This window comes from Nocardia arseniciresistens (genome assembly GCF_046764875.1).
Lineage (GTDB): Bacteria > Actinomycetota > Actinomycetes > Mycobacteriales > Mycobacteriaceae > Nocardia > Nocardia arseniciresistens.
The window spans coordinates 60,184-84,365 of the sequence record NZ_JBKORD010000026.1; the positions used below are offsets into that span (position 1 = coordinate 60,184).

Annotated in this window: 16 protein-coding genes; 2 read left to right on the forward strand and 14 right to left on the reverse strand. The window is 67.0% G+C overall.

Going from position 1 to position 24,182, the window contains the following annotated elements; translation table 11 throughout:
- Positions 1-10: 10 nt before the first annotated feature.
- The 5 genes from ACLMAJ_RS35095 to ACLMAJ_RS35115 all read right to left on the reverse strand — a co-directional run bounded on the left by ACLMAJ_RS35095 (position 11) and on the right by ACLMAJ_RS35115 (position 16,487).
- Positions 11-820, reverse strand: coding sequence for an ABC transporter permease (locus ACLMAJ_RS35095; protein WP_412018201.1), 810 nt, complete (start codon positions 818-820; stop codon positions 11-13).
- Positions 820-1,638 carry an ABC-2 transporter permease gene (locus ACLMAJ_RS35100; RefSeq protein ID WP_412018202.1) on the reverse strand — a complete coding sequence of 273 codons (819 nt, stop codon included), beginning with the start codon at positions 1,636-1,638 and terminating at the stop codon, positions 820-822. Before ACLMAJ_RS35100 ends, ACLMAJ_RS35095 begins: the two co-directional genes overlap by 1 nt.
- Positions 1,635-2,609: an ATP-binding cassette domain-containing protein gene (locus tag ACLMAJ_RS35105; RefSeq protein ID WP_412018203.1), complete on the reverse strand. Its 975-nt coding sequence runs from the start codon at positions 2,607-2,609 to the stop codon at positions 1,635-1,637. The genes ACLMAJ_RS35100 and ACLMAJ_RS35105 overlap by 4 nt, the downstream gene beginning before the upstream one ends.
- On the reverse strand, positions 2,606-15,766 hold the full coding sequence (locus ACLMAJ_RS35110; protein ID WP_412018204.1) for an amino acid adenylation domain-containing protein: 13,161 nt from the start codon (positions 15,764-15,766) through the stop codon (positions 2,606-2,608). The genes ACLMAJ_RS35105 and ACLMAJ_RS35110 overlap by 4 nt, the downstream gene beginning before the upstream one ends.
- A gap of 259 nt (positions 15,767-16,025) precedes the next feature.
- A complete protein-coding gene (locus tag ACLMAJ_RS35115) occupies positions 16,026-16,487 on the reverse strand; it encodes an AMP-binding protein (RefSeq protein ID WP_412018205.1) in 462 nt (153 codons plus the stop codon).
- Between the two features lie 198 nt (positions 16,488-16,685).
- Here ACLMAJ_RS35115 and ACLMAJ_RS35120 point away from each other — a divergent pair, with 198 nt between their 5' ends.
- On the forward strand, positions 16,686-17,135 hold the full coding sequence (locus tag ACLMAJ_RS35120; RefSeq protein WP_412018206.1) for a transcriptional regulator: 450 nt from the start codon (positions 16,686-16,688) through the stop codon (positions 17,133-17,135).
- Positions 17,132-17,515, forward strand: coding sequence for a DUF3817 domain-containing protein (locus ACLMAJ_RS35125; RefSeq protein ID WP_412018207.1), 384 nt, complete (start codon positions 17,132-17,134; stop codon positions 17,513-17,515). The genes ACLMAJ_RS35120 and ACLMAJ_RS35125 overlap by 4 nt, the downstream gene beginning before the upstream one ends.
- A gap of 6 nt (positions 17,516-17,521) precedes the next feature.
- On the opposite strand, the gene rdgB is transcribed toward ACLMAJ_RS35125, so the two are convergent.
- From rdgB to aosR, 9 genes are all read right to left on the reverse strand, one after another.
- Positions 17,522-18,130 (reverse strand): RdgB/HAM1 family non-canonical purine NTP pyrophosphatase, encoded by a 609-nt coding sequence (rdgB, locus tag ACLMAJ_RS35130; RefSeq protein WP_412018208.1) that lies wholly within the window; start codon positions 18,128-18,130, stop codon positions 17,522-17,524.
- Positions 18,131-18,901: a ribonuclease PH gene (gene rph, locus ACLMAJ_RS35135; RefSeq protein ID WP_412018209.1), complete on the reverse strand. Its 771-nt coding sequence runs from the start codon at positions 18,899-18,901 to the stop codon at positions 18,131-18,133.
- A gap of 41 nt (positions 18,902-18,942) precedes the next feature.
- Complete coding sequence (locus ACLMAJ_RS35140) at positions 18,943-19,707, reverse strand: cyclic nucleotide-degrading phosphodiesterase (RefSeq protein ID WP_412018234.1); 765 nt, start codon at positions 19,705-19,707, stop codon at positions 18,943-18,945.
- 90 nt (positions 19,708-19,797) lie between these two features.
- Positions 19,798-20,556 (reverse strand): rhomboid family intramembrane serine protease, encoded by a 759-nt coding sequence (locus ACLMAJ_RS35145; protein ID WP_412018210.1) that lies wholly within the window; start codon positions 20,554-20,556, stop codon positions 19,798-19,800.
- Between the two features lie 139 nt (positions 20,557-20,695).
- Positions 20,696-21,658 (reverse strand): PLP-dependent cysteine synthase family protein, encoded by a 963-nt coding sequence (locus ACLMAJ_RS35150; RefSeq protein ID WP_412018211.1) that lies wholly within the window; start codon positions 21,656-21,658, stop codon positions 20,696-20,698.
- An 8-nt stretch (positions 21,659-21,666) separates the two neighbouring features.
- On the reverse strand, positions 21,667-21,939 hold the full coding sequence (locus ACLMAJ_RS35155; protein ID WP_412018212.1) for a MoaD/ThiS family protein: 273 nt from the start codon (positions 21,937-21,939) through the stop codon (positions 21,667-21,669).
- 22 nt (positions 21,940-21,961) lie between these two features.
- Positions 21,962-22,396, reverse strand: a complete 435-nt coding sequence (locus ACLMAJ_RS35160) for a M67 family metallopeptidase (protein WP_412018213.1) — start codon at positions 22,394-22,396, stop codon at positions 21,962-21,964.
- Positions 22,397-22,470: 74 nt separating this feature from the next.
- Positions 22,471-23,538, reverse strand: a complete 1,068-nt coding sequence (locus ACLMAJ_RS35165) for a P1 family peptidase (protein WP_412018214.1) — start codon at positions 23,536-23,538, stop codon at positions 22,471-22,473.
- A 55-nt stretch (positions 23,539-23,593) separates the two neighbouring features.
- The gene (aosR, locus tag ACLMAJ_RS35170) at positions 23,594-24,163 is read right to left on the reverse strand and encodes an oxidative stress transcriptional regulator AosR (RefSeq protein WP_412018215.1); all 570 of its coding nucleotides are present in this window, start codon (positions 24,161-24,163) and stop codon (positions 23,594-23,596) included.
- Positions 24,164-24,182: the final 19 nt, after the last annotated feature.

A 24,182-nucleotide genomic window follows, 5' to 3' on the forward strand; every position in this document is an offset into this window, starting at 1 on the left:
GTGCCCGATCCTATCTTCTGCTGGAACGTCGATAGCCGACGGCGGCCGGAATCGCGAACACGACGATCGCACCGAGTGACCAGAGGATTGTCAGGGTGAGGGGTCTGGCCAGTTGGCCGCCGAGTGCGAGCGCGCGCATCGCGTCGACGGCGACCGATAGGGGCTGGTTGCGGACCACCGGCTGGATCCACTGTGGGTAGGCCGCGAGTGGGACGAAGCCGGTGCTGAAGAACATCAGTAGTGAGCAGAGGATCGTAATGCCCTCGACGAGGGACGCTTTCGCGGTGTAGACGGCGATGGCGGTGACGATTGTGGCGAAGGCGAGTCCGAAAAGCACTGGTACCAATAGGAATACAAGTGCCGCGAGGACTCCCTGCTGAAAACGGAAGCCGAGCAGGTAGCCGACGACGACGACGATCACGGTTCCTGCGAGGATGCGGCAACCCTCGGCGAGGATTCTCGAAACCAAGCCGGATGCGCGGTGTACGGGCAGCACCCAGAAGCGGGCGAGTAGACCGGCATCGCGTTCGCGCCCGAGCATCACACCACTGGCCACGGCACCGGACAGTGCGCCGACGATGGCGACCATCGGCACCGAGCCGTAGAGCGCGTCGCCGCCGGTGAATTTCTGGATCTGGCCGCCGATCACCGTGTCCAGCATGAACAGCAGCAGGCACGGAATGATGAGCGTCTCGAGCAGGGCCACAGGGTTACGCGTCGAACGCAGCAGCAGCCGCTGCGTCTGCAACAGGGTGTGGCGCACCAACGAAATAGACGATGCCTCCGAACCGCTCACCGCGGGCGTAGCGAACAGCGTCATCACGCCCTCCTCGAGCTCAGTCGGACAACAAACGGAGCGCACAAGACGAGGATTCCGATCGCCCACAACAGCGGCGGGCCCATCAGCGCCCAGGTCGCCTCGCCCGCATTGCCTTTGGTGTCACCGGCCAGGGCCCGCAGTGCGATGGCGAACTGCGAGACCGGCTGGTTGCGCACGAAGGGCTGCACCCACTGCGGGAACTGGGTCGCCGGAGCCAGACCCGTGGAGAGCATGCCGAAGATCAACGGCGGCAATAACAGCGCCTGCGTGACCGTCTCCGGGCTCTGCGACACCGTCCCGATGACATCCGCGCCGAGGGTCAACGCGATGCCGATGAGCAACGAGAACGCCAGGAAACCAGCCGTGTGCAGTGCGTCGAGCCGGAAACGGAATCCGATGACGTAGCCACAGACCACTGCCGTGACCAGCGCGATGAGCAGTCGAAATATATTGCCGGACATCCGCGCCGCGACCGGAACCAGCGGGCCGATGGGCATCGAACCGAACCGCCGGTCCAAACCGGCGACGGAGTCGGAGGCTGCGCGGAACGCTGCCGAAATGGCCGTGAACGACGCCGCCTGGAGGATCACCAGCGGCATCATGTACTGCGCGAAGCTGCTGAACCCGTTTCCGGAGAATGTCATCACGGTCTTCAGCGGGATGTAGAAACTCGCGGTGAAAGCCGCGGGAGCGAGGATCGATGACAGCACTTCACCGGTCTTGACCGAGGGCACGATCAACCGGGAGGTCAGCACCCACCACTGCTGCACGGTGGCAGGGGTGGCGCGCGCATGCGTCAGCCAGGTACCCGCCGTCATGAGTCCGCCGCCCCGTCCGCCGACGCCAAATGCCCTGTCAGCTGTAGGAAGACATCGTCGAGGGAGGGCCTGCGCAGCGCGATGTCGACCAGTTCGATACCGGCTCCGTCCAACCGCCGCAGTGCCTCCGCGAGGGTCTTGGCCCCGTCGGCCGCCGGTATCGCGATGCGGTCCGAATCGGAGGTCAGCGATGTGCGAGTTTCGTCCGGCAGCAACGATCCGAGTGCCGCCGCGATGGCGGGCACATCCTTCAGATCCAGCGGCACCACCTCGCAGTAGCTGCCGCCGGTCCGTGACTTCAGTTCGTCGGCGGTGCCCTGCGCGATCACCACACCGTGATCGATCACGATGATCCGGTCGCAGAGAGCATCGGCCTCCTCCAGATACTGGGTGGTCAACAGGGTGGTAATGCCGTTCTTCTTGAAACTGGACACCAGATCCCAGACCCCCTGCCTACTACGCGGATCCAAGCCGGTGGTCGGCTCGTCGAGGAACACCACATCCGGCCGAACCACCAGACCACAGGCGATATCGATACGCCTGCGCATACCGCCCGAATAGGTGCCGACCCGGCGACCCGCGGCGCCGACGAGATCGAATTCGGCGAGCAATTCATCCGCGCGCTCCTTGGCGGAGCGTTTGCGCAGACCCATCAGCCTGCCGAACAGCACGAGATTCTCGTAGCCGCTGAGCATGTCGTCGAGTGCGGCGAACTGCCCGGTCAACATGATGGATCGGCGCACCGCCGCGGGAGCTGCGACGACGTCGTGCCCCGCGACAAGTGCCCGGCCCTTGTCCGGCGCGATCAGGGTCGAAAGGACATTGACCATCGTGGTCTTGCCCGCGCCGTTCGGGCCGAGAATGCCGAGCACCTCCCCCTGCGTCGCCGCGAAATCTATGCCGCGCAACGCTTGTACGGTGCCGAAGGATTTCTCGATACCCTCGACGAGGACTCCGGTATCGGAACTCATCGCCTGCCTCCCAGCTGCTCGTCGAGTACGCGGGCGATGCTCGCCAGCGCGTGTGGTGCGGTCAGTTCGTCATGTGTCACGTCGATATCGACATTCGCGATCTCGCCGGTGATGTACGGTCGCCAGCCCTCGGGACCGAAGATGTCCGAGGTGTCCACGGTCGCATGGAAATACAGCGCATCACCGCGGTAGACCGGGCGCTGATAGCCGGTCCTTGTGCCCGCCGATGCGTTGTAGGAGTCGGCCATTCGTTCGAGGGTGGCCGCGTCGATGATCGACACCCCGCCCATCCGCTCGCTGATCAGGTCCGCCGCCTGCTGCGCGGTGGCCTCGGCGGGCACATCGTGGATCCCGAATACCGCGCCGAAACTATTGACGAACGCGCCGGCGGTGAGCCGCTCGATGCTGTCACCGTCGATATCGGCGGTGTCGGCGTCCAGCAGAGCGAGCACACCGACCGTCGCGCCCGCTTGCTCGAGCCTGGTGGCTATCGCGTGCGCGATCAGGCCGCCGAACGACCAGCCGAGCAGGTGGTAGGGGCCCTCCGGCTGCACCCTGCGAATCTCCGCTACGTACCGGTCGGCGAACTCCTCGATGGAATGAACCGACGGCGCGCCGCTGAGATCCGGGGCCTGTAGGCCGAATATCGGCCTGCCCGGAGACAGGGCGTCCGCCAATCCCAGGTAGGTCCATGCCATTCCGGACGACGGGTGGATACAGAACAACGCCGGTTCGTCGCCGCCGAGCCGGATCGGCAGCAGCACGTCCAATCCGAGCCCGCCGGGAGCGGCGTCCGGTTTCGTGGTGAGTACCGCTTCTTCGGCGGCTGCCTGCCGAGCGTCGACACTTGACGCGAATACTGCTGCGGCACTGAGTATTTCGGTCCAGGCCAGCGCCAGTTCGTCGATATCGGTTCGGGAGTGCAGAGTTTCGGGGTAGCCGATGCTCACGTGCAGTCGATCACCGAGCACGACCGCGTTGACGTCGATCTCGGACATCAACGGCACATCCGGATGTTCCGCGGCGTGCAGGTCACCGAATTCGTCGGTCGGCAGCCAGCCGAGCCCTTCCAACCCCGCCGGAATGCTAGCTGTGGCATACCGACCGAGGTAGTTGAAGCTGATCCGGCCCGGCAGCCGCTTCGGCAGTTGCTGCGCCGTGGCGGAGTTCAGGTACCGCAGCAAACCGAAGCCGATCCCCTTGTCCGGAACCGCCCGCAACTGATGTTTCACCGCGCGAATCGCCGACCCCATGGCGGCACCGCCGACCGATGCCGCGTCGAGATCGATCTCGGTGAGATCCAGTCGCACGGGATAGATGCTGGTGAACCACCCGACGGTCCGCGAGAGATCAGCGCCGGGGATCACCTCCTCCTGACGGCCGTGCCCTTCGAGCCGGATGAGGGCGGACCTCACCCCGCCCGCACCGCTGGGGTCCTTGCGCTCGCGCCAGCGCACAACCGCCAATGCCAGCGTGGCGAGCAATGCGTCGTCCGCGCCGCCTTGGAACAGCGCGGGCAAGGTTGTCAGCAGTGCGGTGGTCACCTCGGCGGACACATCGAACTCGACCATCCGCATGGTGTGCGCCTGATCAATCGCCGGGTCGAGCTCGCGTGCGCCGATCATCGGGTCGGGACCGTCGACGACATCGCGCCAGTAGGCGAGCTCGGCGGTTCGGCTGTCTGCCTGCGCCTGCTCGGTCAGCGCGTACGACCAACGGCGCATGGACGTGCCCGTCTCGGCCAGGATCGGGGCAACGCCCGTGGAGATCTGGGCCCACGCCGCGATCAGGTCGGGCACCAGGATTCGCCAGGAAACGCCGTCCACGACGAGGTGGTGTGCGACGACGATCAGGCGGCCCGGACGGCGTCGGGTTCCCGCGTCGCCGACCGGGTCGAGCCAGATCAGTTGCAGGACAACACCGTTCGCAGGGTCGAGCCGGTTCAGCGCGGAGTCCACCTCCGCGATGGCGTATTCGCGGACATCGAGGGCGTCGGCATCGGCGTCGAACTCGATGCGGTGCACGAGCGCGTCCACATCGATCGAGCCCGCCTCGCCGACCCGCAACTGCCAGTCGGCCGCGGAGTCCCGGTACAACCCGGCGCGCAACATGTCGTGGCGGTCGATCACGGCGGCGAAGGTCGCGACCAGCTGCGCGCGTTCGATGCCGACCGGCAGTTCCAAAACCGCGGTTTGGGCGAACCGGTCGAAGTTGCCACCGCGCTCGATCATGTACCGCACGATCGGCATCAGCGGCAGCTCACCGACCCCACCGCCTGGAAGCTCTTCCAGGATCACCACCTCGCCCGCGATATCGGCCAGTGCCGCAAGCGCTTCGACGGTGCGGTGCTCGAATATCTGCAACGGCGTGAGCACCAGACCGTGCATCCGCGCCCGTGATACCAGTTGGATCGCGAGGATGCTGTCGCCGCCGAGCGCGAAAAACGAATCGTGCACGCCCACCTTGTCGCGGCCGAGCAATTCGGCGTAGATATCCGCCAGGGATTGTTCGGTCGGCGTTCGCGGCGCGCGGTATTCGGTCTCGACGTCTTCGAAAACAGGCTCCGGCAGCGCACGACGATCGAGCTTGCCGACGGCGTTGATGGGGATCTCGTCGAGCACGACGAACGCGGAAGGAACCATGTACGCGGGCAGGGTTTCCGCGGCGAAGGCACGCAGGTTCGCGAGGTCGAGCGCACCGCCCGCCGCGGGCACCACATACGCCGCCAGTGCCGTCGACCCCCCCGGTCCACGAACACCCAGCGTCACCGCGAATTCCACGCCATCCGCACGCCCGAGCACGGCATCGATCTCGCCGAGTTCGATGCGCTGGCCGCGCACCTTGACCTGGAAGTCGGTGCGTCCGATGTATTCCAGTTGCCGGTCCCGTGTCCATCGGACGAGGTCACCGGTGCGGTACATACGTTCGCCCCGCGCACCGAACGGATCGGCGACGAACCGAGTCGCGGTCAGCTCCGGCCTGCCGTGGTAGCCCCGTGCCAGCGTGGGCCCCGCCAGATACAACTCACCGGCCACCCCGACCGGGACCGGGCGCAGCCGATCGTCGAGCACCAGGACCGCGGAACCCCGAATCGGAAGACCGATGGTTACCGGAGCGCCCACGGCCAATGCCGTGGAACTCGTAGCCCAGATGGTGGATTCGGTGGGGCCGTAGAGGTTCACCATGGTGCGTCCCGGTGCCCACCGCTCGACCACTTCCGCGCCAACGGCCTCACCGGCCACCGCGAGGACTCGCACGCTGGACACCGCGTCTGGATCCATCGTCGCCAGCGCCGACGGCGTGATCACCACATGCGTCACCTGCTCGGCATCGATGAGCTCGGCAAGGGGGCTGCCGCCGAACACATCCGGCGGTGCGACCACCGACGCCCCACCCGAGCCGAACGCCATGATCGCCTCGAACACCGAGGCGTCGAAACTCGGTGAAGCGACTTGCAATACCCGCGAGTGCTCGTCGAGTCCGAGCTGTTCCTGTTGCGCCGCTATCAGATCGGCGATGCCGCGATGCGAGACCGTGACACCCTTCGGGGTACCGGTAGACCCGGAGGTGTAGATCATCCAGGCCGGCTGGTCCGGATGAACCGGGCCCCGCAGCTCGTCGGCCGCCACCGCACCCTCGTCCATATCCTGGATGCGCGTCGTGAACTCCGCGTCGTCGAGAACCAGCCATCGTGCGCCATCGGGCAATTGGGCTCGATGCGCGGCCGCGGTGAGTCCGAGCACCGCGCCGGAGTCGGTGAGCATGTGCTCGATCCGATCTGCCGGATATTTCGGATCGACCGGCAGGAACGCCGCACCGGCCTTTGCCGCCGCCCACATCCCGATGAGCAGTTCGGCACTGCGGGTAAGACTCAGCGCGACAACGGTTTCCGGTCCCGCGCCGGCGTCGATAAGCATTCGAGCGAGTTGGTTGGAACGGGTGTCGAGCGCACGGTAGGTCGTGGTGCGTCCATCGACGACCAGCGCGGGACGCTCCGGATAGGTCACCGCCGATTCCGCGAGGACCCGCGCGAGCATCGTCGTACCCGTGCCAGCGGGCCCGCGCACCGGAACCAGTGTCGCGCGCTCGGATTCCTCCAGGATGTCGATATCGGCGATGGTCCGATCACCCTCGGCGACAATCGCGTTCAGCACACGTAGCCACCGGCTCACCAGTGCGGCCGCGGTGGCCTCGTCGAACAGATCCGTCGCATAGGACAGCACACCGCTCAGCCCCGCCGGTTCGGTACCCGAGAGGTGTTCGCGCAGATCGAAAGTCAGATCGAACTGTGCCGCATCCCGGTCGAGGTCCTCGACCTCGATGCGCAACCCGGGGAGCTCCAGCGTCGGCTCGACGAAGTTCTGTAGCGAAAGCGACACCTGGAAGATCGGGGAATGCGCCGTCGAACGCGTCGGATTCAGCACCTGGACAAGCCGTTCGAACGGTACATCGGCATTGCCGAACGCATCGAGGTCCGTCGAACGTACCGCGGCGAGGAATTCACCGAAGCCGATGTTCGGGTCGATCGGTGTCCGCAGGGCCAGTGTGTTGACGAACATCCCGACGAGCCCGTCCAGAGCTTCCTCGCCGCGACCCGCGATCGCCGTCCCTATCACCACGTCGTCGGTGCCGCCGAGGCGCGCGAGCAGTACCGCCAGCGTGGCATGCACAACCATGAACAGGCTGACATCGGCGGTGGCCGCGAACTCGCTCATGGCACGGTGCAGCGGCGCGTCGATCACGAAATCGACGTCGGCGCTGCACATCGTCTGCACTGCCGGGCGCGGGCGGTCGGCGGGAAGTTCGAGCAGGTCGGGCGCGCCGCTCAGCGCGCGGGTCCAGTGGTCGATCTGCCGCGCGGCGACCGACTCCGGATCGCGCTCGTCACCGAGCAGCTCGCGGTGCCACAGGGCGTAGTCCGCGTACTGCACCGCAGGCGGCGGCCCGGCGGAGCCCGCGGAATAGGCGGTCATCAGGTCGCCGGCCAGTGGAGCCATGGACGAGCCGTCGGCGCTGATGTGATGCACCACGAGCACGACGACATGGACGTCGGGTGCGAGACGAAGCAGACCGACCCGCAGTGGCGGCGCCGAGACAATATCGAATCCGGTTCCGGCCAGCTCTGTGATCCGATCGCGCAGCGGCTCACCATCTTCGGTGTCCATAACGGACAACGCGGGCATCGCCGTCGCACCGCGCAGCACCACCTGTCGCGGCCCATCGGCGTCGGCGGGATATACGGTGCGCAGGCTTTCGTGCCGTTCGACGACATCGGCTACCGCCGCACGCAGTGCCTCGACATCCAGTTCGCCGGTCAGCCGCAGCGCCACCGAGATGTTGTAGGCGGCCGAGCCTGGATCCAATTGATTCAGCACCCACATGCGCTGTTGCGCGGGCGACAAGGGGATCCGGTCCGGCCTGATCCGCGGCGCGAGCGCGAATCTGCTCCGATCGCCGCCGGTGACAGGCACGATCCGCGCCGAAAGCTGTGCGACGGTGGGCGCGTCGAAGAGATCGCGCAGCGCGATGCGCGCGCCGAGGGCGGAATTGATTCTGGCGACAACGCGAGTCGCGCTCAGCGAGTTGCCGCCCAGCTCGAAGAACGACTCGTCGATACTGACCCGCTCGGTGTCGAGCACATCGGCGAATACCTCCACCACGGCCTGCTCGACGGGCGTACGCGGTGCGAGATAGGCGCGTCGCGAGACCGAGAAATCTGGCACCGGCAGTGCGTTGCGGTCCAGCTTGCCCACCGGGGTCAGCGGAACCTCTTCCAGCGCGACTAGATAGCCGGGCACCATATATCCGGGCAACGTGGTGGCGATCTGGTTGCGCAGCTGCTCGGTGTCCAGCTCCACGCCCGCGACAGGAACCACGTAGGACACCAGCACGGTCTCCCCCGCCGGTCCGGTGCGTCCGATAGTCGCCGCGTATTCCACCCGCTCGTCGGCCGCCAGGACCGCGTCGATCTCGCCCAGTTCGATACGCAGGCCACGAATCTTCACCTGGAAGTCACTGCGGCCCTGATAATCCAGCTCACCTGGCCTACCCGGCACCCAGCGCACCATGTCGCCGGTGCGGTACATCCGCGCGCCCGGCGCGCCGTGCGGGTCGGCCACGAATCGGCCTGCGGTCATCGAGAACCGATTGAAGTAGCCGCGGGCCAGGGCGGGACCCGCCAGGTACAGCTCACCGGTGATACCGACGGGGACCGGACGCAGCCAGGTATCGAGCACCATCACCGCGGCACCCTGGATCGGTCCGCCGATAGTGACCGGCTCGTCGACCCGAAGCTCGCTCGGTCCGGTCGCCCAGATGCTGAATTCCGTTGGCCCGTACAAGTTCATCATTCTGCGGCCCGGGGCCCACTGGGCGGTGAGCTCCGGACTGATCGCTTCACCCGCCACCGACAACATGCGCAGCGCGACCAGATCGCGCGGATCCATGGTCGCGAGCACCGACGGCGTGATCACCGCATGGGTGATCCGCTCGGCGCGGATCAGCTGCTCGAGTGCGCTGCCCCCGTACACATCCGGCGGCGAAAGCACCAGCTTTCCTCCGGTCGAGTGTGCCATCAGCAGCTCGAAAACCGAGGCATCGAAACTCGGTGAGGCAACCTGCAAAACGCGTGCGGTCGGGTCGAGTTCGAGCGAAACACTCTGGGTTGCCACCAGATTCGCGAGACCACGATGGCTCAGCAGCACCGCTTTCGGTTTTCCGGTGGATCCCGAGGTGTAGATCAGGTACGCGGTCTGCTCGATATCGATGGCGCCGCCGCGCTCTTCGTCGGTGACCGGCGCGGCGGAGACGGTCATCACCTTGCGGATGGTGTTGAGGTCGTCCAGTAGCAGCCAGTCGACGGTGCCGGGCAGCGAATCACCTGTCGCGCAGACTGTTACACCGATCGGTGCCTTGGAGTCGGTGAGGATGTGTTCGATCCGTTCCGGCGGGTAGCTCGGGTCAAGCGGCGCGAAGGCTGCACCGGTCTTGGCCAGTGCCCACACCGCGACCACCGACTCCATCGAGCGGGTGAGCGCGAGCACTACGAAGACCTCGGGGCCGACACCACGACGCAGCAGCACCCTGGCGTAGCGATTCGACCAGGCGTCGAGCTCGCCGTAGCTCATGGTGAGACCGTTCGCGGATACGGCGATGGCATTCGGGTCGATCGCCGCGCCCGCGGACAGGATGTCGGGCAGGGTGCGCGGCGGCAGGGACGCACCGCCGCGGACCGGCAGCAATGCGGCGCGTTCGTCGCGATCGCAATGCTGTAGCCGCGCGACGGCTTGCTGCGGGTTCTCGGCGAGCTGCGTCAGCAGCAGCACGAACCGATCGAGAAACCGCCGCGCGGAGGCCGCGTCGAGCTGATCGGCCATGAATTTCACGGTGATACGCAGCGAGTCGCCGTCGGATCCACCGTGCAGCGGAATGACCATGAGGTTCAACGGATATGGCGTCGCGTCGGTCCCCTCCACATCGAGCACCCGCATACCGGCGATATCCAGCGATTGCGACAGCACTTCCCGATCGATCGGGTACGACTCGAAAACCGTGAGGGTGTCGAACAGTTCGGCAAGCCCGACGGCCTGGTGGATCGCGGCGAGCCCGACATGCTGGTGGTCGAGCAACCGCGCCTGCTCGGATTGGATACGGGCCAGCAGGTCGACGACCCGCTCGCTCGGCTCCAGGCGCACCCGCACCGGCAGCGTATTGATGAACAGTCCGACCATGTCCTCGACGCCCGCCAGCTGCGGCGGTCTTCCGGACACCGTGCCACCGAACACCACATCGGTGCGGCCGGTCACCATCGCGAGCAGCAGCGCCCAGGCGACCTGCACGGTCGTATTGACCGTCGCTCCGGCGTCGCGTGCGGATTTCTCCAGCCGCGCGACGGCGTCGGCGGACAGATCCACCGAAACCATGCCGGATTCGGTGGATTCGATCCCGGCCAGTGTCGGGACCGCGCGCGTCGGCGCGTCGATCCCGGCCAGCGACTGCTTCCACGCCGCGATCGAGGCCGCGTTGTCCTGCCCGTCGAGCCAGGACAGGAACTCCCGGTACGAAGGCGCGGGCGGCAGCGCCGGGATCTGCCCCGGGGCGCCGGATGCGATGTATATCGCCAGCAACTCGCGCACCAGCAGCGGGGTCGACCATCCGTCGAGCACCAGATGGTGATTGGTCATCACCAGCGTGTAATCCTCGGGCGCGGTCCTGATGAGGGTGAACCGCAGCAGTGGCGGACGGGTGAGGTCGAACCGCGTGCCCGCGTCCACCGCGATCAAGCGCTCCACTTCGCGGTCGCGTTCGGCGCGGTCGGTGATCGCGCGCAGATCCAGGTCGTACCAGCGTATTTCGGCCGTCGCGAGCACGAGCTGGCGTGGACCGTCGTCGGTCTCCACATAGGCGACCCGCAAATTCTCGTGGCGCTCGACCAATGCCTGTGCGGCCGAACGCAAGCGGGCCGCGTCGACTCGGCCCGCGAGGGTGAGCCGGGTCTGCACGGTGTATCCGTCGGCGGTGTCGGAGTCGTACCAGGCGTGGAAGAGCAGACCGTATTGCAGCGGCGAGAGCGGCCACACGTCGTCCAGATTCGGATAGGTCTGCTCCCAGCTGTCGAGCTGGCTCGTGGTCACCGGGACGAGGTCGAAGTCCGACGGCGTGTGGCCGCCCGCGCCTGTGCTCCGCGCATGCGTAGCGAGGGCGCGCAACGCGTCCGCCCACAGGTCGGCGAGCTCGCGCACCTGCGTCTGGTCGAGCAGCCGTGACGCGTAACCCCAGGTCACCTCGAGCTCGGCGTCGGTCATGATGGCGTTGATATCGATTACGGCCGCCAGCGGCGTCCGGTCGTCGTTGGTCGCGGCGAATCGTTGCGGCTGCCAGGTGGGGCCCGCGCCTCCGGTCGCCGCGCGCCCCAAATAGTTGAAGCTGATCTGCGGGGTCGGGGCGTTCGCGAAGGCTGCGGCGGTCTCGGGATTCAGATAGCGCAGCATGCCGTAGCCGACGCCCTTGTCCGGTATCGCCCGCAACTGCTCCTTGGCGGCCTTGATCGCGGCTCCCGCGGCGGGACCGCCCGCGAAGGCGTCGTCGAGGTCGATGCCCGTCAGGTCGATCGCGACCGGGTAGACGCTGGTGAACCAGCCCACCGTGCGGTCGATAGCGGCGTGGGGCAGCACGGCCTCCTCGCGGCCGTGTCCTTCCAAGGTGAGCAGCACGGTGGTGCGCTCACGCCAGCGGCACACGGCCATCGCGAGCGCGGTCAGCAGGGCGTCGTCGGCGCCGCAGTGGAATCGGTCGGGAACCAGCTCGAGCACCGCACTCGCCACCTCGGACGGCACCGTCGTTCGTACGTCCGCCATGGTCGCGACCACGTCGAGCGCCGGATCCATTGCGCGCGAACCGAGTTCCGCGTCGGGGGTGGCCGATATCCGCTGCCACACCGGCAGTTCGTCGGCCCTGCCTGCCGCCGCTTCCACTTGACCGTGCGCCCAGCGCCGCATCGAGGTGCCGACCGGATCGAGCGGTCCGCCGATCCAGGCGGTGACCAAGTCCGGCAGCAGAATTCGCCAGGACACTCCGTCGACGACGAGGTGATGCAACACCAGCCACAGTCGGGGATCGGCGCCGGATGACTCGATCAGCACCACGCGCATGACCACACCCGCGCCGGGATCGAGCAGATCGGCCGCGCGTTGCAACTCACGTTCGCACGTCTCGTCCAGATCCGGACCGGCATCGACGATATCGATCAGGCCGTCGGCATCGACCGAACCCACCTCGCCGACAACCCATTCCCAGCCCGCGTCCGTTCGCCGCAGCGAGCTGCGCAGCACATCGTGGTGGTCGATGAGCGCCGCTACGGCTTTGCTCAACCGAGCGCGCTCGATGTCGGCGGGCAGGCCGATCAGGACGGCCTGGCTGAACCGCTGCCACGGTTGGTCGTGTTCCAGCATCGCGTGCACGATCGGAGTGAGTTCGACCGGACCGACCCCGCCACCCGGAAGTTCGCGCACCAGCTGGGAGGCCGCGTCGGTGGCGATGGCCGCGAGCCCGGCAACGGTCTTGCGCTCGAAGACATCTCGCGCACTGATGGACAGACCGGCCGCCCTGGCCCGCGATACGAGCTGAATGGACACGATGCTGTCGCCGCCGAGTGCGAAGAAGTTCTCGTCGACGCCCACCGCGTCCAGCCCGAGCGCCTCGGCGAACAGCGGTGCGAGCACCTCCTCGTTCGGTGTGCTCGGCGCGCGCCGAGTGGTGGTGCCCGCGCCGAAGTCCGGTGCGGGCAATGCCCGTCGATCCACCTTCCCGACCGGGGTCAGCGGCACGCTGTCGAGCACCATCACCACCGACGGCACCATGTGTGCCGGAAGGGTCGACCCGACAAAGGCTTTCAATTCTTCGGTATGCACCCGCGCACCCGGCTTGGCGAGCACATACGACACCAGGGCGGTGGCGCCCGACGGCGCCGTCGCGCCGATGCTGAGGGTGAAGTCGATGTCGGGGTGGCGTTGCAGAGCGGCGTCCACCTCACCGAGTTCGATGCGGAAGCCACGGATCTTCACCTGGAAGTCGCTGCGCCCCACGTAGTCCAGTTCGAGCCTGCCCTCGCGCCACTGCCAGCGCGCCAGATCTCCGGTGCGATACATGCGAGCGCCCGGCTCGTACGGGTTGGCGACAAACCGGCTCGCGGTGAGCCCGTTGCGCTGGTGGTAGCCGCGCGCGACGCCGATGCCCGCGATATACAACTCCCCGATCGTGCCCGCGGCCACCGGCCGCAACCACCCGTCGAGCACGACGGCCGATACGCCGCGCACCAGGCTGCCGATGGTGACGGGTGCGTCCGGAACCATCGGCGCGGTGAGGGTGGCGGTAATAGTGGTCTCGGTGGGCCCGTACCCGTTCAGCAGCGTGCGACCGGACCACTTCGCCACCAGTTCGGGCGGGCAGGCGTCGCCGCCGACGATGACGGTACGCAGCTGCGGAAGGGTGTCGGGTTCGAGCGAACCCACCACGGCGGGAGTCACATTCAGCTGGGTGACGCCGTGGGTGCGGAGTACTCGCGCCATGTCCTCGCCCGCGTACGCCGACGGTGGTACCACCGCGACCGCGGCGCCGACGGCGAAGGCGACGAGCAGTTCCTCCACCGAGATGTCGAAACTGGGCGAGACGGCGTGCGCGACAACGGAATCGGAGGTCACACCGAAGCTGGCACCGGAACCGGTCGCCAGATTCGCCAGTCCCCGATGCGACACCATGACACCCTTGGGCAGACCGGTCGAGCCCGAGGTGTAGATGACGTAGGCGATCTGATCCACCCGCACCGGCGCGGTGCGCTCCGCGTCGGTGATCGGCGACGAATCCTGTATTGCCGCACTGCGATCGGTCGCGTCATCGTCCATGACCAGCCACGTCACCCGATCCGGCAACGATGCGCGTGCCGCGGCGACGGTGAGACCGGCGACGATGCCGCTGTCGCCGACCATGTGCTGGATCCGGTCAGCGGGATAGTTGGGGTCGATCGGCACGAACGCCGCACCGGTCTTGGCCACCGCCCACATCCCGACCACGGAGTCCAGCGAGCGCGGAATCGAGATAGCCACCGTGCGCTCAGGGCCCGCGCCGGCCGCGATCAACAGACGGGCCAGCCGGTTCGAGCGTTCGTCGAGCTCGCGGTAGGTCATCGCGACGTCACCCGCGAGAATGGCGGTCGAACTCGGATCGACCGCTGCACCTGCGGCCAAGATATCCGGAAGCGTTTGTGGTGCCACACTGTTGGGCCCAAACGCGGGAACAAGTTGGGCCTGCTCGGCATCGGAAACAACCTGCACCGTGGACAGCGCCGCCTCCGCTCCCGCCGCGAGGAACCGGGAAAGGAAGGTGACGAAACGGCCGTGGTGTGCGCGCAGCTCGGCGTCGCTGTAGAGATTGGGATTGGCCTGGAAGTCGATGTGCGTGCTCTCGCCCGCCACACCGGGATACACGTTGACGAACAGGTCTTCGATCATCCCGGAGGTGAGCACATGCAGACGCCCGGTGACCGACCCGAGCCGGATCCGGGAGTCCATCATCATCAGGTTCACCGTCGGACCGAACGAGGCCGCCTCGTCGAGGGCCCAGCCGAGATCGCGAACGATGTCTTCCTGCCGATAGCGCGGTCGCCGCAGCGCGCCGGTGAGCTCGCTCTGTGTCGCACGAATGAGCTCGCCCACCGTCGCGGTCGGATCCAGGGTGAGGCGCAGCGGAACGACATTGGCGACCATGCCGCCGGAACGCCGCAATGACGCCGTCGTACGCGCCGAGACCGGCAGGCTCAGCACCACCTCGGGTGCGCCGGTCATGGCGGCGAGGTACGCGCCGAAGGCGGCCACGATCACCGGCGCCGTGCTCGACGAACTCGCCTTCGCGACGGAATCCAGCAGCTCGGCGGTCTCCTCGGCCAGCGCGCCGCTGACCAGCCGCGGATGCGCGTCGACATCGGCGAAGCGACCCGCCAAGTTCACCGGCTCCGCCATTCCGGCCAGGTGTTCGCGCCAGTACTGCCGGTCGGCCTCGAAACGGTCGGAATCGCGATAGGCCACATCGGCGTCGACGATCTTGCGCAGGTCCTCCGCCTTGCCGACCGGCGCCTGTCGGCCCTCGATGCCCGCGTTGTAGAGGTCCATCGTGCGCTGAAGCATGGTGATCGCGCCGACGCCATCGAGCACGATGTGGTGGATTCGCGAATACCAATACCAGTGGTCATCGGCGAGGCGCAGCATCCTGACCTCACACAGCCGGTCGCGTAGCAACGCGAGCGGCGCGGTGTACTCCGCACGCATCCACGCCTGCGCCGCCGCCTCCGGATCGGGTTCGGCACGCAGGTCGACGGTGCTGATGCGGTCGTCGAGAGCGGTGTCGATGACCTGGAAGGGGGCGTCACCGACCTCGATCAGGCGCAGATAGCCGGTGCCGAACTCGCGCCCGGCCTGGCGCGCCGAAGCGGCCAGCAGGTCGACGTCGACCGATCCGACGAATTCGACGTACTGGGCGATGGAAATCGGGTTGTCACCAGCGAAGTGCTGGGCGAACCAGATTCCGCGTTGGGCCGCGGACAGCGCGAACGCGCCCGCGGGCAAACCATTGCTCGCCGCGACCGGCGAGCGGGATTGCTGCTGCATAGGGATTCCTGCGTGCTGATCTTGGACCTCGGTCCACTGGTCGAGCCGGATCGGACCCTCTGTGATTGTCACTCCTCAGCCGACCGGGACCGATCGCATCGAAACGACCGCTACGGATGACTCGACCGGTTTGCACATGGCTATTTTCCCCTCGAAGGTCTCGACTGGTGGCGTCTTCGGAAACAGCGACATATCAAGATCGAGATGCCGGGCGGATCCCGGCGTTGAGCCGAGATCCGCCCGTGGCGGAGGAACTGGATCAGGCGGTCTCGAGCAAGGCGCCGCGGTCGGCGTCGGTGATCGGGGCATCGGAACCGGTCATGTAGTGCACCAGTGTCGAGCGGTCGTCGAGCAAGAGCCAGCCGAGGGAATCGGTGAGCTCACCGCGCCGCGCCTTGGTGGTCACGCCGAACGAGGCAGCATGGGTCGGCGCGACCGCGACGGCTCCGGTCTTGGCGATGGCCCATTCGGTGACGATGGCCTCGACCGCGGGGGTGACGGCCACCGCGATCCGGACACCGTGTCCCGCACCGCGGGCGAAGAGCAGCCGCGCCAGACGGTTCGACCAGAGGTCGAGCTCGCCGTAGGTGAGCTCGCAGTCGGCGGCGGACACGGCGACGGCGGTGTCGTTTCGAGCGACCTGCAAGTAGTTGCTAGCGGTGTCGTTTCCAGCGACCTGCGAGTAGTTGCTGGCTGTAGGCGATTCGATCAGTGTGTTCATCTTCGTTTCCCTCTCGGAAAGCCTTGGTCCGTGGCGTCTTCGGTATGCCTATAAATCTCGTCCCCAGAGCCTCTTTCCAACAGGAACCCCAGTAGTGACCTCCCACCTCCGAGGGTGGGCGTTTGTCACCCCTTGGTGTGACGTCCACCGGCGGACCTGCTCCTACGGGCCGCGTAGTAGACGGGTACCGTGTTAGCCGTGTCCGCTCCACCTCGCCGCTCGGCACACAATCGCCCGGCCCTCATCGCGCTGGTGATCGTTGCTGCCCTCGGCTGCCTGGCTCTCGGCTGGTGGCAGTGGCAGCGATTCGAGTCATCCAGCGGTACCGGACAGAACCTCGGTTATGCGTTGCAGTGGCCGCTGTTCGCCGGTTTCGCGGTGTTCGCCTACTTCCGCTTCGTGCGCCTGGAACGCGAATCCGGCACCGAGGAGCAGGCACCGGCGAAGCCGAGGCGGGCCCCCGAATCCGTTGCACCACGGGAGATTCCGGAAGGTTTGCTGCCGGAACGCCCCAAGGCCGTTCGGTCACAGGATCCGGTGCTCGCCGAATACAACAAATACCTCGCTCAGCTGCACGCCAATGACATCGACCAGCACGTCCGTGAGGCGGGCCCGCGCGCCCGCGATACCGAGAGGAGCGCCGGTTGACCACCAGCGAGAACTCGACCGAGGCCACCCCGACCGCAGAGGCGGCGGCAGCCACTTCCGCCCCTGCGAACACGAGCAAGATCGCGGGCGCATTGCAGCGCTACCGGGTGCTCGCGTGGGTCACCGGTCTCTGGCTGTTGCTGCTGACCGGTGAAATCATCGCCAAGTACGGCTTCGACGTGCACACCCCGAGCTGGATCGCCGTGGTGCACGGCTGGGTGTACTTCGCCTACCTGCTTGTCACCGCGGACCTCGCGGTCAAGGTCCGCTGGCCGGTGCTGCGCACGGTCGGCACTCTGATCGCGGGCACCATCCCGCTACTGTCCTTCTTCGTCGAGCATGTCAACGCCAAGAAGGTCAAGGCGGAGTTCAACCTCTGACGGGATTCAGTCCGCGAGTGCGGCGAGCGTGGGCAGCAACTGGGCCAGCGCGCGTCCACGATGCGAGACCGCGTTCTTCGCCTCAGGGGTGAGTTGCGCGGCGGTGCCGTCGCCGCCCTCGGGAACGAACAACGGGTCGTAGCCGAAACCGCCGTCGCCAACGGGCTCGAGCCCGATCGCGCCGGGCCATTCGCCGCGAACCACGGTCTCGCCGCCGCCGGGAACCACCAACGCGCAGGCCGAAACGAACTGCGCGCCGCGCCGCTCGTCCGGCACATCGCCGAGCTGAGCGAGCAGTAGCGCATTGTTCGCCGCGTCGTCGCCGTGCCCGCCGGACCAACGCGCGGACAGCACGCCCGGCATTCCGTTCAATGCGTCCACCGCGATGCCGGAATCGTCTGCGACACAAGCCAATCCAGTGGCCGCAGCACCGTCGCGCGCCTTCGCTAGCGCGTTCTCCTCGAAGGTCGCTGCGGTCTCGGGCGCCTCGTCGTAAGCGGGCACATCGTCGAGACCGATGATCTCGATGCCCGCGACACCGGCGTCATCGAGGATGCGCCGCAGCTCGTTCAGCTTCTTCGCATTACGACTGGCAACCAGCACGCGCCGCGTCATTTACTTCTTCTTCGACTCGGTCGGCTCGGGCAGCACGCCGGGATAGGGCAGCGCCAGCGCCTCTTTCTGCACCACGAACAGCTGCTCGCAACCGGCGAGCGCCGAGTCGAGCATCTTGTCGAGGGTGGAGCGCGGGAAGGTTGCGCCCTCGCCGGTGCCCTGGATTTCCACCAGGGTGCCGGTGTCGGTTGCGACCACATTCATGTCTACCTCGGCGCGCGAATCCTCTTCGTAGGGCAGGTCGAGGCGCACCCTGCCGTCCACGACACCGACGCTCACCGCGGCGATGCCACACGAGATCGGCTGCGGGTCGGCAAGCCTGCCCGCGGCAGCGAGATAGGTGACCGCGTCCGACAGCGCGACGTACGCGCCGGTGATGGCCGCGGTCCTGGTGCCACCGTCGGCTTGCAGCACGTCGCAGTCGAGGGCGATGGTGTTCTCACCGATGGCCGCCAGGTCGATGCAGGCACGCAGCGACCGGCCGATCAGCCTGCTGATCTCCTGGGTGCGGCCACCGACCTTGCCCTTCACCGATTCCCGCCCGCTGCGGGTGTGGGTTGCCGCGGGCAGCATCGCGTATTCGGCGGTCAGCCAGCCGAGGCCGGAGTCGCGCCGCCAGGGCGGCACGCCGTCATTGACACTCGCGGTGCACATCACGCGGGTCTGACCGAACTCCACCAGCACCGAACCGGCTGGGTGCGCGGTGAATCCACGGGTGATACGTACCTCGCGGAGTTGATCGTCCGCCCTGCCATCGGCTCGTCTCGACACCGGCACAGCCTAGGACACCAAGTGGTGTCATCGGCAACCGGTCAGATATCGAAGGTTTCACCGGGGGCGACCGCGTGCACCGGGCCGGAGAACTGGGCCTTCGCCTCAGCGATCACGTCCTCGCGTGAGGTCCACGGCGGGATGTGGGTGAGCAGGAGTTCCTTTACCCCGGCCGCGGCCGCGATCATGCCCGCCTCGGTACCCGAAAGATGAATTCCCGGAGGACGATTCGCCGGGTCGTGGGTCCACGAGGCTTCGGCCATCAAGATGTCGGCGCCCTGTGCCAGCTCACCGACCGCATCGCACATCGCGGTGTCGCCGGTGTAGACGAAGGTCTGTCCCGCCGCGGTGACGATACGAAGGCCGTAGGACTCCGGCGGGTGGTACATCCGGCGCGCCGTCACCGTATGGCCCGGACCGAACTCGATCGCTTCGCCCGCATTCCAGGCGCGATGGTCGATCACATCGGACCAGTCGTCGCATTCACCACCGATCTCCGCGGAGGCATTACCGATGCGCAGTGCGCTATCGGAAGGGCCTCGGACGATCGCCCTCCCCACCGGTGGCGTCGGATGGTAGCGCCGCCACACCAGCAGACCCGGCAGATCGAGGCAATGATCCGCGTGCAGGTGGGTCAGGAAGATGTCGACCTCGCCGGGATCGGCGTAACGCTGCAACGCACCGAGCACGCCCGGTCCGAAATCGATCACCACGGGCGTCATATCCGGCCCGGTCAGCAGGTATCCCGACGCAGGAGCGTCCGGGCCGGACACGCTGCCCGAGCACCCGAGGACGGTAAGGCGCATTCGCCCATGCTCCCACGACGAATTCTCACTCATGACAGCGCCACGCTCGCTCGAGAAGGGGTCCCCCACATTTCTCGACGGGCCGCACGGTCAGCGTGACGACGCATTGACTCCGGCTCGATCCCCGCGACGGTGTCGACGTTCATCACCAGAGAGTACCCAGCCGGCAACCACTCCACCCATCGCCCCGAAAAGATGTCCCTGCCAAGAGATTCCAGGTTGTCCAGGCAATACACCCCACAGCAGCGACCCGTACAGCGCCAGAACGACGAGTCCGACCACGATTTGCGTGACGTTGCGCGCGAACCAGCCGCGCGAGATCAGGAAGGTCAACCAGCCGAAAACCAGCGCCGACGCACCGAGATGCACCGACCCGCTCGCTCCGGTGAGCCAGGTTCCCACCCCGGCGACGACCCAGATGATCGCCGTCGCGGCCAGCCCACGACCGATGCCGGCCAGCAGCGTCATGAAGCCGAGCACCAGCACGGGCAGGGTGTTGCCGATCAGATGGTCCCAGCCTCCGTGCAGGACGGGAGCCCACAGGATGCCCCACAGCCCGTCGGCCGTGCGCGGCTCGATGCCGGCTCGATCGAGCTGGTTGTCATTGAGAGTGTCGACGCCCTCGATGCCGTAGAGCAGCGCGACGAACCCGCCGATCAGAATCCCGGCGCGCAACCAGAGTTGTTTGATGACGCCGAGGTTGTCGGATTTCGCGGCCGGGCTCGACAACGGCGGTCCTGGCAGCGGCACGCTCGGTGGTGTCGTACCGACCGGGTTACCCAGTTGCGCACGTAGCGCGGCAATCCGATCCGGGTCGAACGACGACCCGATTCCCGTACCGCCGGTCATCGCAACCTCCTCGTCGAGCAGGGCCGCGCGGCCGCGAATATCCGATCACGAGCCGGTGTCCCGCCTCTTCGAGCGTACCGGTGCGCGTCACGACCAGGCAGTGCGTAAAACCGGATGTCCTGCTGGACGCGGCGGCGAGTCAGGCCCAGAGCTGGCCGTCGAGGCGTTCCTCCGCCTCTTCGAGCGTGCCGTCGTAAGCGCCGGTCGACAGATACTTCCAGCCGCCGTCGGCGACTACGAAGGCGATATCCGCGCGTCGGCCCGCCTTGACGACCTTGCGAGCGACCCCGAGCGCCGCGTGCAGGATCGCGCCGGTCGAGATGCCCGCGAAAATGCCCTCCTCGAGGACCAATTCACGGGTGCGCTTGACCGCGTCGAACGGGCCGACCGAGAAGCGGCTCGTGAGCACCGACTCGTCATAGAGCTCCGGGATGAAGCCCTCGTCGATATTGCGCAACCCGTAGACGAGTTCGCCGTAGCGGGGCTCCGCGGCGACGATCTGGATGTCGGGTACCTTCTCGCGCAGGAATCGGCCGGTCCCCATCAGGGTTCCCGTGGTGCCGAGTCCGGCAACGAAATGCGTGATCTCGGGGAGGTCGGCGAGAATCTCCGGTCCGGTCGTCTCGTAATGCGCGAGCGCGTTGGCGGGGTTGCCGTACTGGTAGAGCATCACCCAGTCCGGATTCTCGGCCGCGATCTGCTTGGCCTTGGCCACCGCTTGATTGGAGCCGCCGGCGGCAGGGGAATCGATGATCCGCGCACCGAACATGGTCAGCAGCTGACGCCGCTCCACCGAGGTGTTCTCCGGCATCACGCAGACCAGCCGGTAGCCCTTGAGCTTGGCGGCCATCGCCAGCGAGATTCCGGTATTGCCGCTGGTCGGCTCCAGAATCGTGCAGCCGGGGGTCAGCAGACCGTCGGCCTCGGCCTGTTCGATCATCCGCAGGGCAGGGCGATCCTTGATGGATCCGGTCGGATTGCGATCCTCCAGCTTGGCCCACAGCCGCACCGGGTTGTCACCCTCCCACTGCGGAGACAGATTCTGCAGCCCGACCAGCGGGGTGTTACCCAGCGTCGCGATGAGCGATTCATAACGCGCCATGTGGTCGCTCAGCCGCCCGCGACGGCGGGCAGGATCGTCACCTCGGCATCGGCGGACACCTCGGCGGCCAGGCCACCGGAGAAGCGCACGTCCTCGTCGTCGACATAGATGTTGACGTAGCGGTTCAGCTTGCCGTCGTTGAGCAGCCGCTCGGCGAGGCCGGGATGGTTGGCCTCCAGATCGTCGATCAGCGCGGACACTGTGGCGCCCTTCGCCTCGACCCGCTTCTCACCGCCGGTCAGGCCACGCATGATCGTCGGGATGGACACGGTTACCGACATTGGAACTCCTCGATTTCGACAACTATGGGGCGGTCTCAGCGGCTGTGTACGCGTCGACGACTTGCACGGGCTCCTCGGTGACCTCGCCGCCGAGAATCCGGTAGCTGCGCAACTCGTGGCGCTCGGGATCGCGGGTGGAGATCAGCACATAGTGCGCGTTCGGCTCGGAGGCGTAGGACACGTCGGTGCGGCTGGGGTATGCCTCGGTCGCGGTGTGCGAGTGGTAGATCACCACCGGCTCCTCATCGGCCCTGTCCATCTCACGCCACACCTTCAGGTGCTCGCCGGAGTCGAATCGGTAGAAAGTCGGCGACCGCTCGGCATTGACCATGGCGACGAACCGCTCAGGACGATCCGAGCCTTCCGGCCCCGCGATGACACCGCAGGCCTCGTCCGGATGGTCGGCGCGGGCATGCGCCACCATCGCCTCAACAAGGTCGGCCCTGATCACCAGCACGAGTCAAACCCTTCCGAAAATTAGGCACAGCTAGTGTCGACGTATCGCACTCGACAACGAGTCAGAATATTCGGCTATTCCCCGAAGGCTGTGAACAGGTCTACGTAGGAGGGGATGCCCGCGACTGATCGGGCGGCCAGAACCGCGTCCACGATCGCGCGCTCCACACAGACCGCCGCCGCGGTGCACACCTCGTCGAGGACGAGCAGGTCCTGCGGAAATGCGAACGGCACCGGGAAGTTCGTCGGCTGCGCGGTGCCGGTGGCCAAGGCGAACAGGGTGTCGCCGTCCAGCGGGGAATGGGCTGGGCGGATCGCGCGGGCCAGTCCGTCGTGCGCGGTGGTCGCCATGCGGCGGCAGCCGACGGGGTCCAGTGGCGCGTCGGTGGCGACCACGCCGATGGTCGTATTGAGGACGGTGCCTTTGACGGCGAGCGCGTTCGCGTTCGCCAACTGCTCGGCGTCGGCCGGGCGAAGGCCGAAGTATTCGGGGCCGTCGGTCCCGGCTCCCCACGGCAGACCGGTGCGTGGATCGAACACCGAGCCGACGGGATTGGCCACGATCAGCGCGGCGACGGTAACTCCTGCGGCGGCACCGTCACTCAGCACGATGCTCGCGGTGCCGACGCCGCCTTTGATCGAACCGGCGCGCGCGCCGACACCCGCGCCCACCGACCCGCGCTCGAACTCGACCGCCGCGGCCGCCGCGGCCAGGTAGCCGAACTCGGCGGTGGGCCGGATGCCCCACTCCCCCACCGGAAGATCGAAGATCACCGCGCCCGGCACGATGGGCACCACCCGGCTCGGGTCGGTCGGATCCATCGGGATGCCCTCACCGTGTTCCTCCAGCCAGCGCATCACACCGTCGGCCGCGGCAAGTCCGTAGGCGCTGCCGCCGGTGAGCAGGATCGAATTCACCTGGCGCACAGTGTTTGCCGGGTCGAGCAGATCGGTCTCCCTGGTGCCGGGTCCGCCGCCACGCACGTCAACGGCGGCGATCGCACCGCCCGGCGCGCGGACCACGGTGCAACCGGTCGCCGCACCCGAGCCGAGCGTCGCCTCCGGATCGAGCCGGTGGTGATGGCCGACCAGTAGGCCGGGGACGTCGGTGAGCGAATTGCGTTGTCCGGCTCGTCCGTTCATAACGCTCCTGCCTGTCGGTCACGAGATCGTCTCGGGCGTACCTCCGGCTGCGCCCTTACGGAGCCAGCGCCTCCAACAGCGAATCCTGCATCCACGTCAGCCAGTGGTACACGTCGAGATGAGGTCCGCGCGGGTCGTCGGCGTCGAGATGATCGGGGGTATCGGCATCGATTCCGAGCATCGTGCCCAAGGCAAGGCGCACATCGGTGAGCGCGGTCAACCACGCGTCGGCCTGTTCCGGCGTCAGCAGGACTCGGCCGCCGTCTTCGGGCACCGTGTTCATGACCACCGTGCCCGCGGCCAGTTTGGCGTCGATGATCTCCGGCTCGTGCAGCCCGCGCAGCGCGCTGTTGAGATCGGCGCGATCGGCGTCGGGAGAACCGGGTTCGCTGCGATGGAAATCCGGCAGCAGGCGATGCAGCCGTGGGTCCTCCGGCGGGTCGCTGTTGCCGGTGCGCAGCCCGGTTAGCGCGGCAAGATCGTCCTCGGGGGTCGAGTTGGCCCGTTCGATCAGCAGCCCGGAGACGGAGCCCACCAGGGAACGCAGCACGCTCGCCTCACGCGCATCCATCTCGGAGCGCAATTTGAGGCCGCTCAGTGAGTTCTTTCGGCTCCACTTTCGCACTGGTGTCAGCGTAGTCGTA